Source organism: Thermoanaerobaculia bacterium, assembly GCA_035260525.1.
Classification (GTDB): Bacteria; Acidobacteriota; Thermoanaerobaculia; order UBA5066; family DATFVB01; genus DATFVB01.
The window spans coordinates 47,590-54,800 of sequence record DATFVB010000042.1 but is presented as its reverse complement, the minus strand read 5'-3'; the positions used below and the strand labels follow the sequence as shown (position 1 = coordinate 54,800).

Here is a 7,211-nt window from a genome sequence, read left to right as displayed (position 1 = left end):
CGCCGTGATCCCCGCGGAAGGGCGGCGCGAGATCGCCGCCATCGCGGAGAGGCACGGCGCGGTGGTCGTCGAGGACGGCACGCTCGACGAGCTCGATTTCGGAACGCGTCCTCCCCCGCCGATCGCGGCGTTTTCCCGCGGAGGAAGGGTCCTGACGATCGGCTCGCTGTCGAAGCTCATCTGGGGAGGGCTGCGCGTGGGATGGCTCCGCGCTCCCGCGCCGCTCCTCGACGCCGCCGCGGAGATCAAGGTCATGAGCGACCTCGGCAACTCTCCCCTCTCGCAGACGCTCGGGGCGCGCCTGATGCGGCGGCTCCCGCAGATCCGCGAGCGCCGGCGCGCCGAGGTCGTCGAGCGGTTCGAGGTCCTCGCCGGAGAGCTCTCGCGAAGGCTTCCCGACTGGGAGTGGGAGCGCCCGCTCGGAGGTCTGTCGGTCTGGGTGCGCCTCCCGCGAGGCGATGCGGAGGAGTTCGGCGCGGTCGCCCGCCGCCACGGCGTGGCGATACTCCCCGGGTCGGTTTTTTCCCCGTCCAACGCGCACGCGGATCATCTCCGGATGCCGTTCTGTCTGGAACCGGCCGAGATCCGCGACGGCGTGAGGCGCCTTGCCCGCGCGTGGAGCGAGTACGTGCCCGCGGCGGCCCGGCGACAGGAGCGTCCCCTGCACGTCGTGGTCTGACATCGCGGGAGCTTGCTCCGGCCGGACGCGGGATTCGGCCCGTGCTCGAAGCACTCGAAGGAAACGGGCGTCCTCGTCGTGTTCGGCTGATCGGCGTCGCTTCCCCTCTCCCCGTTCGACGGGCGAGGTAAGGCGACTTTGTCATTCTGAGGAGCGAAGCGACGAAGAATCTACCCCACCAAGAGTAGATCCTTCGCGGAGTCTATCCTCGAGCGACCCGAGAGTAGATCCTTCCCGCCTTCGCCAAGGCTTCCTCCTTCGCTGAAGCTTCGGCGCGACGAGTCGGCGCGGCAGGCCGCTGCGCCCAGGATGACAGCCGCGAGCGAAGGACTCAAGATGACGAAGGGACAACTTTCGAAACAATGCCGGATTGCCGCTCCTGTTCGTGAACCCGATTCGCCGCCTCGCGAATCGCGGCGGGCGACTTGCCCCGGACGATTTGCTCTCCGCGCGACCGTGGCGTATGTTTCCTTCCCTCGCGATCTTTGAACGTTTTCGGTGCCTCCTCCCGGATTGCCGGGAAGGGGTGAAAAGGGAAGCGGGTGAAATACCCGCACGGCTCCCGCCACTGTGACCGGGGACGCCCGCGCAAGAAACCACTGAGCGCTGCCGATGCAAGTCGCGCGCTCGGGAAGGAGCGCCGGGCGGACGATCCGGAAGTCAGGAGACCTGCCGAAGCGCCACTTTCGTCGCGTCGAAACGGGAGGTTTCGATGAGCACGGGTTCTCCTTTCCTCGCCCGGTTCCTCTTTCCCATCGCGGCCGCCGCCGCGCTCGCCGCGCCGGCCGGCGCGCAGACCGTCCCGCCGGTTTCCGAGAACGTGGTCGTCTCCGCGTCGCTGGCCCCGGAGACCGAGCCGGCCGTGTCGTCGTCGGTCACCGTCATCACCCGGCAGCAGATCGAGCACAGCGGAAAGACCGACGTGCTCGATCTCCTCCGGCAGGTTCCCGGCGTCGACGTCGTGCAGAGCGGCGACGCCGGAAAGGTCGCGAGCGTGTTCCTCCGGGGAACGAACTCGACCCAGACGCTCGTGCTGATCGACGGCGTGCGCGTCAACAGCCCGTACTTCGCCGGATACGACTTCTCGGCCCTCTCGACGCAGGACGTCGAGAGAATCGAGATCGTCCGGGGGCCGTACTCCGCCCTCTACGGCTCGGACGCGATCGGCGGGGTGATCTCGATCCTGCGCCGAGCGCCCTCGGCCGAGCCGTCCGGCCGGGCGACCGCCGCGGCCGGGAACCGCGCGTTCCACGAGGAGACGCTCTTCGCGACGGCCGGGACCGGACCCGTGGCCCTTTCCGTCTCGGGCCGCGACGCGCACGACGGCGGCGAGCCGCAGGACGTCGCGGGAACCCGCGTCGACAACGACGGCTGGCGCGACCGGAACGGCTCGGCCGCCGTCGACTGGAACGCCGCGCCCGGGTTCCGCGCCGGGCTGCGGGTCGAGCGGATGTTCGCTCGCAGCGAGATTCCTTCCGACGCCGGGCAGCCCACGCCGCGGCGGTTCACGGATTTCGCGCAGACGACGTGGACGCTCCCGGTCCGCGCGGCGCTTTCGGAGCAGAACGCGCTGTCGGCCGCCCTCTACGACGTCGCGCTGCACCCGACTGCCGTCGATCCCGACGACACCTCGGGCTTCTTCCAGAGCGAGACGCGCGCGCGGACGCGCGGGGCGCGCGTCGTCGATTCGTGGAAGGCCTCGGACGGGAACACGCTCTCGGCCGTGGCCTCGTACGAGCGCTCGACGGTCGACTCGGGCGGCGCATTCGGCACGCTCATCGCGAACCGGAGGATTTCGACCTGGGGAGCCGGCGTCGACGACCAGATCGCCTTCTTCGGCGGCCGGCTCCACGTCGTGGCGGGGGTGCGATTCGACCGGCATTCCGCGTTCGGGTCGTCGACGAGCCCCCGCGTCTCGGCGGTCTGGAACGCCGGCCCCGCCGACGCGATCCGGGCCTCCTGGGGAACCGCGTTCCGGGCGCCTTCGATCGGCGAGCTCTATTACCCGTTCTTCGGGAACCCGGATCTTTCCCCCGAGCGCTCCCGGAGCTTCGAGATCGGATTCACGCATTCGGCCGGCCGCGCGCGATTCGACGTCGCGGCCTTCCGCAACGACATCCGCGACCTCATCCAGTACGACCCCGTCCGCCAGACGAACGGCAACGTCGGCCGGGCGCGCACGGAGGGGATCGAGGCGAGCGCGTCCGCGCCGATCGTCTCCTCGCTGCGCGGCGCCGTCTCGTACACGTTCCTCCGGGCGGTCGACGAGAACGGCGGGGCGCCGCTCGCCCGCCGCCCGCGGCACCGCGGGTCTCTCGACCTCGCGTGGAGCTCCGCACGCTGGAACGCGTCGGCGACGCTCCTCTTCACCGGGAGGCGCCCCGACGTCCAGGCGGTGTTCCCGTACGGCGCGACCGAGGACCCGTCCTATCTGCGGCTCGACCTTCACGCGGAATACCGCTTCGGCCACGTCGCTCCCTTCGTCAACGTCGAGAACGCGGCCGACCGCCGTTACGAGGAGGCGAGCGGGTTCCCGGCGCGGCGCCGGCGGCTCTCGGCGGGGCTCTCCGCGTCGTTCTGACCGGGCGAGCGAGGCGTTAGACTCCCCCCATGCCCCGGATCACGAAGGTCTACACGCGGACCGGCGACGACGGCACGACCTCGCTCGGCGGCGGCCAGCGCGTCCCGAAGGATTCGCCGCGAATCGACGCCTTCGGGACGGTCGACGAGGTCAACTCGCAGATCGGCGCGGCGATCGCCGCCGGTCTCGAGCCGGTGCTCGCACAACGTCTCTCGGCCGTTCAGAACGACCTCTTCCATCTCGGCTCCGACCTCTGCACGCTCGAACCGGACAAGGAGAAGCGGCCCGTTCCGGTGATCGGGCAGCGTCACGTCGACGCCCTCGAGCTCTGGATGGACGAGATGTCGGCGGAGCTTGCGCCGCTCGAGAACTTCGTCCTTCCCGGCGGGACTCCGGGCGCCGCGGCGCTGCACGTGGCCCGCGCGACCTGCCGGCGGGCGGAGCGGGAGACGATCCGGCTCGCGCGGCAGGAGGCGGTCGGGCCGCACGTCGTTCCGTACCTGAACCGCCTGTCCGACGCGCTCTTCGTGGCGGCGAGATTCGAGAACCGGCGCCGCGGGCGCCCGGACGTTCTCTGGAACAGCCGGGTGTAGAATCGCCCTCGAGCGTTCCCGGTTCTCGTCGGAAAAGAAGGACGCGCTCCAAGGAGCGGCAAAGATGACGCCTCGACGGATTCTCGGGATCTCCATCCTTCTCGGTGGACTGGCGGCGACGTGGGCCTGCGCCTCGAAATCGTTCACCTCGAAGAATCCGCCCCCGCCGTACGTGGCGCCGCCTCCGGCGGCCCAGCCCGCTCCGGCACCGGCTCCCGCCGCGGTGCAGCCGGCGGCGCAGGCCGTCGCTCCCGCTCCCGTCGAGCCGCCGGCGCCGGCGGGGGATTTCGGATCGGGGAGCGGCGCCTCCTCCGCCCCCAATCCGGCGGTCGCGCCCGTCGCTCCGGCGAGTCCGACGCTGTCGCCGGCCGCGAGCGAGATCCTGCGTCTCCGCGACGCGGGCTACTCCGAGGACTTCCTCCTCAACAAGGTGCGGCGGGCGAACCAGCCGTATCGGCTGACCGTCGACGATCTGATCGCGCTGCGGCGAGCCGGCTTGTCGGAGACGGTCATCGACGCGATGCTCCACGCCGGGTCGGCCGAGGCGGCCCCCGTCGCCGAAACGGTCCAGCCCGTCGCGCGGCATGCCGAGTTCGACGGCCTCGTGCGGCAGCGGCAAGGGTTCCTCGGGATCGGCAGCTCGAAGAAGAAGAAGATCGGGAAGTTCGTCGTCGACGGCGACCGGGTGAACTGGTACCAGATGGTCGACCCGGAGGACAACTTTTCGATCTCCGAACGAAACATCAAGGAGATGTGGTTGAACTGCGCGCCGCGCGCCGGTGAGAACCTCTGTCTCGAGCTCTGCTTCCGCAGCTTCTCGGGGCAGGAAGGTTGCTTCCGCGACGCCGGATGGGAAAACGGAGACAATCGCCAGATCCTGGCGATGTACGACTACTTCCAGAAGGCGTTCCCGACGACCTTCTTTACCAAACGGGAGAAAAAGACGTTCTGATGGAAAACCCCGAAGACCGCACCGAAGGGAAGATCGCCGACGAGATGCGCATGCTCGGCGATTCACTGTTCCAGCTCGGCAAGATCGCGTTCTCCAAAGGAAGGGCGTTCTCGATCGAGGCGCTGCGCCGCGCGCGCGCCGCCGTCGAGAAGGCCGCGGAAGAGCTGGAGAAGACCGGGAAAAAATAGCCCTCGGGTCTCCCTCACCCGCCCGCCTTCGCTCCTTCGGATCTCGGCGCGGCGGCCTCTCCCGCGGGGAGAGGCGAAACCCTCACCGTCGAGACAGAAGCTTCGCGAACGCGGGTGTCGGTTATGACAACGTCGAGGCGCGGTGAGCGAAAGGCCGACCCCGATACGATCCCGAATAGGCAAACGACCAGGCGCGGCCAGACGGGTTGGAAGACGCGCGCGGGCAGCCGGGCCGGCGGGCGCGGCGTACCGGGGCGTACGTTAAGCCCGCCGGCCGGCCGCCCGCGTCCCGTATAACGACGCGTATGGTCCGCGCCCGCTACTTGGAAAAGGTTTTGCGGACCAGAGCAATGACTTGCGCCCTCAGCCGCTCGACGTCGGCGGACAGCGTCGCCGTCTCTTTCTCCATCGTCTGGACGAAGGCCGGGTCCGGGATCGACCCGAGGTTGATTCCCACGTTCAGGAGCGCGCCCTCGGCCGCCGACGCCAGCAGCAGCGCCGCGACACCGGCGTCCGAAGCGGCGTTCGGGTTCCCCTTCTCGGCGACGAGCGGGACGCGGGACAGAAGTGTCGCCGCGCAGCGGGCGGTTTCCATCGGGACTTCCGCCGCGCGCTTCGCTGCGTCCTGCATCGCGCGCGCGCGCGCCGCTTTCTCGGCGTCGGTCTCCTTCGGGAGCTTTCGCGCGGCGACCATCGCGTCGAAGGACGCCGCGTCCTCGTTCATGAGCTCCTCGAGGCGCGTCCCCGCGCGCTCGGCCTCTTCCGCGATCGGGCGGAGCTCGCCGGCGACCGCGGCGAACTTCTCCTTCGCGACCGTGAGCGCGAGGACCATCGAGAGGAGCGACGCGCCCATCGCGCCGGCCGCGGCCGAGGCGGTGCCGCCGCCGGGAGTGGGAGCGTCGGAGGCGAGGGAGGACCGGAACTCGCGGAACGAGCGGCTCTCAAAATTCATGGACGCGACCTCCCACGATCGTGTGCGTGACCAGGGGCAGGCCCCAATGATAAACGAGGTGCCGGTAGTCGGGAGCGTCGATCAGGACGAGGTCGGCGCGCTTGCCCGCCTCGATCGAGCCCCGGTCCGGCGCCAGGCCGAGCGAGGCCGCGCCGTTCAACGTGATCGCGGTCAGCGTCTCCTCGATCGACATTCCGTAGTCGTGGCACGCGTGGCCGGCGACGGCCGGCAGCGATTCCGTGTTGCACGAGCCCGGATTGGCGTCCGTCGCGACGGCAACGGGAACTCCCGCGTCGACGAGCGCCCGCGCCGGCGCGCGGCGGGACTTGAGCCACCAGGCCGTGCCGGGCAGCAGCGTGGCGACGGTTCCGGCGGCGGCGAGCCCCGCGATCTCGTCTTCCCCGGCAAAGAGCAGGTGGTCCGCCGACGCCGCCCCGAGCTCCGCCGCGAGCCGCGCGCCCCCGGAGCGGGCGAGCTCGTCGGCATGCACCCGCAGCCCGAGGCCGAGGTCCCGCGCGCGCGAGAGGATCGCGCGGGACTCCGCGACGGTGAAGACGCCCTCCTCGCAGAAGACGTCGCAGAAGCGCGCGAGGCCCGCCGAGGCGGCGCGGGGAAGGATCGCTTCCGTGATCTCGCGCACCCATCCGGAGCGGTCTCGCCGGCGTTCGACCGGGATCTCGTGCGCCGCAAGCAGCGTGGGAACGATCCCGATGATGCCTTCCGCGGCCAGGTCCCGCAGGATCTCGAGCGACCGGATCTCCCCTTCGGCGTCGAGGGCGTACCCGGACTTGCATTCCGCCGTCGTCGTCCCCGACCGGCGCATCGCGACCAGACGCGAACGCGTCGCCGCGGTGAGCTCTTCTCGCGTCGCCCGGCGGGTCGCCTCGACCGTGGCGACGATCCCGCCGCCGGACGCCGCGATCGCCGCGTACGATTCCCCGGCGAGGCGACGCGCGAACTCCGCGGCCCGGTCGCCGGCCCAGACCGGATGCGTGTGCGCGTCGACGAACCCCGGAAGGAGCGTCTTCCCGGACCCGTCGATCTCGCGCTCGGGCCGGTCGAAGCGGCCGCGCAGATCCGAGTCCCGGCCCGCGAAGACGATCCGCCCCCCCTCGCAGCGGACCGCCGCGTGCTCGACGACGAGGATCTCGCGCTGCGCGCTGCCGCGGCGCGCCGAAGCGCCCGTCGCCGTCGCCAGGCAGGAGAGGTTCCGGATTTCGAGGGTGTCGCGAAGCTCCGCCGGCGGCGGGTCAGCCCGCATCATTC

The 7,211-nt window shown here is 70.6% G+C and carries 7 protein-coding genes and 1 riboswitch; of the genes, 5 read left to right on the top strand and 2 right to left on the bottom strand.

From position 1 onward, the window contains the following. The 5 genes from VKH46_02060 to VKH46_02040 all read left to right on the top strand — a co-directional run. The coding region (locus VKH46_02060) for an aminotransferase class I/II-fold pyridoxal phosphate-dependent enzyme (protein ID HKB69597.1) at positions 1-679 on the top strand (679 nt) is incomplete at its 5' end. A gap of 479 nt (positions 680-1,158) precedes the next feature. Continuing rightward, positions 1,159-1,371, top strand: a riboswitch (cobalamin riboswitch). 20 nt (positions 1,372-1,391) lie between these two features. Beyond that, the gene (locus tag VKH46_02055; protein HKB69596.1) at positions 1,392-3,260 is read left to right on the top strand and encodes a TonB-dependent receptor; all 1,869 of its coding nucleotides are present in this window, start codon (positions 1,392-1,394) and stop codon (positions 3,258-3,260) included. A 29-nt stretch (positions 3,261-3,289) separates the two neighbouring features. Further along, positions 3,290-3,853: a cob(I)yrinic acid a,c-diamide adenosyltransferase gene (locus VKH46_02050; GenBank protein HKB69595.1), complete on the top strand. Its 564-nt coding sequence runs from the start codon at positions 3,290-3,292 to the stop codon at positions 3,851-3,853. A 64-nt stretch (positions 3,854-3,917) separates the two neighbouring features. Then, positions 3,918-4,805: a hypothetical protein gene (locus VKH46_02045; GenBank protein ID HKB69594.1), complete on the top strand. Its 888-nt coding sequence runs from the start codon at positions 3,918-3,920 to the stop codon at positions 4,803-4,805. Next, on the top strand, positions 4,805-4,993 hold the full coding sequence (locus VKH46_02040) for a hypothetical protein (GenBank protein HKB69593.1): 189 nt from the start codon (positions 4,805-4,807) through the stop codon (positions 4,991-4,993). The genes VKH46_02045 and VKH46_02040 overlap by 1 nt, the downstream gene beginning before the upstream one ends. Before the next feature lie 319 nt (positions 4,994-5,312). Here VKH46_02040 and VKH46_02035 read toward each other — a convergent pair whose 3' ends face one another. Beyond that, positions 5,313-5,945, bottom strand: a complete 633-nt coding sequence (locus VKH46_02035; GenBank protein HKB69592.1) for a cyclodeaminase/cyclohydrolase family protein — start codon at positions 5,943-5,945, stop codon at positions 5,313-5,315. Next, positions 5,935-7,206, bottom strand: coding sequence for an imidazolonepropionase (gene hutI, locus VKH46_02030; GenBank protein HKB69591.1), 1,272 nt, complete (start codon positions 7,204-7,206; stop codon positions 5,935-5,937). Before hutI ends, VKH46_02035 begins: the two co-directional genes overlap by 11 nt. Between the last annotated feature and the right edge of the window lie 5 nt (positions 7,207-7,211).

Excerpts from the sequence above, each read along its gene's own strand:
- VKH46_02055 (HKB69596.1), top strand. The coding sequence starts at position 1,392 with ATGAGCACGGGTTCTCCTTTCCTCGCCCGGTTCCTCTTTCCCATCGCG.
- VKH46_02050 (HKB69595.1), top strand. The coding sequence starts at position 3,290 with ATGCCCCGGATCACGAAGGTCTACACGCGGACCGGCGACGACGGCACG.
- VKH46_02045 (HKB69594.1), top strand. The coding sequence starts at position 3,918 with ATGACGCCTCGACGGATTCTCGGGATCTCCATCCTTCTCGGTGGACTG.
- VKH46_02040 (HKB69593.1), top strand. The coding sequence starts at position 4,805 with ATGGAAAACCCCGAAGACCGCACCGAAGGGAAGATCGCCGACGAGATG.
- VKH46_02035 (HKB69592.1), bottom strand. The coding sequence starts at position 5,945 with ATGAATTTTGAGAGCCGCTCGTTCCGCGAGTTCCGGTCCTCCCTCGCC.
- hutI (HKB69591.1), bottom strand. The coding sequence starts at position 7,206 with ATGCGGGCTGACCCGCCGCCGGCGGAGCTTCGCGACACCCTCGAAATC.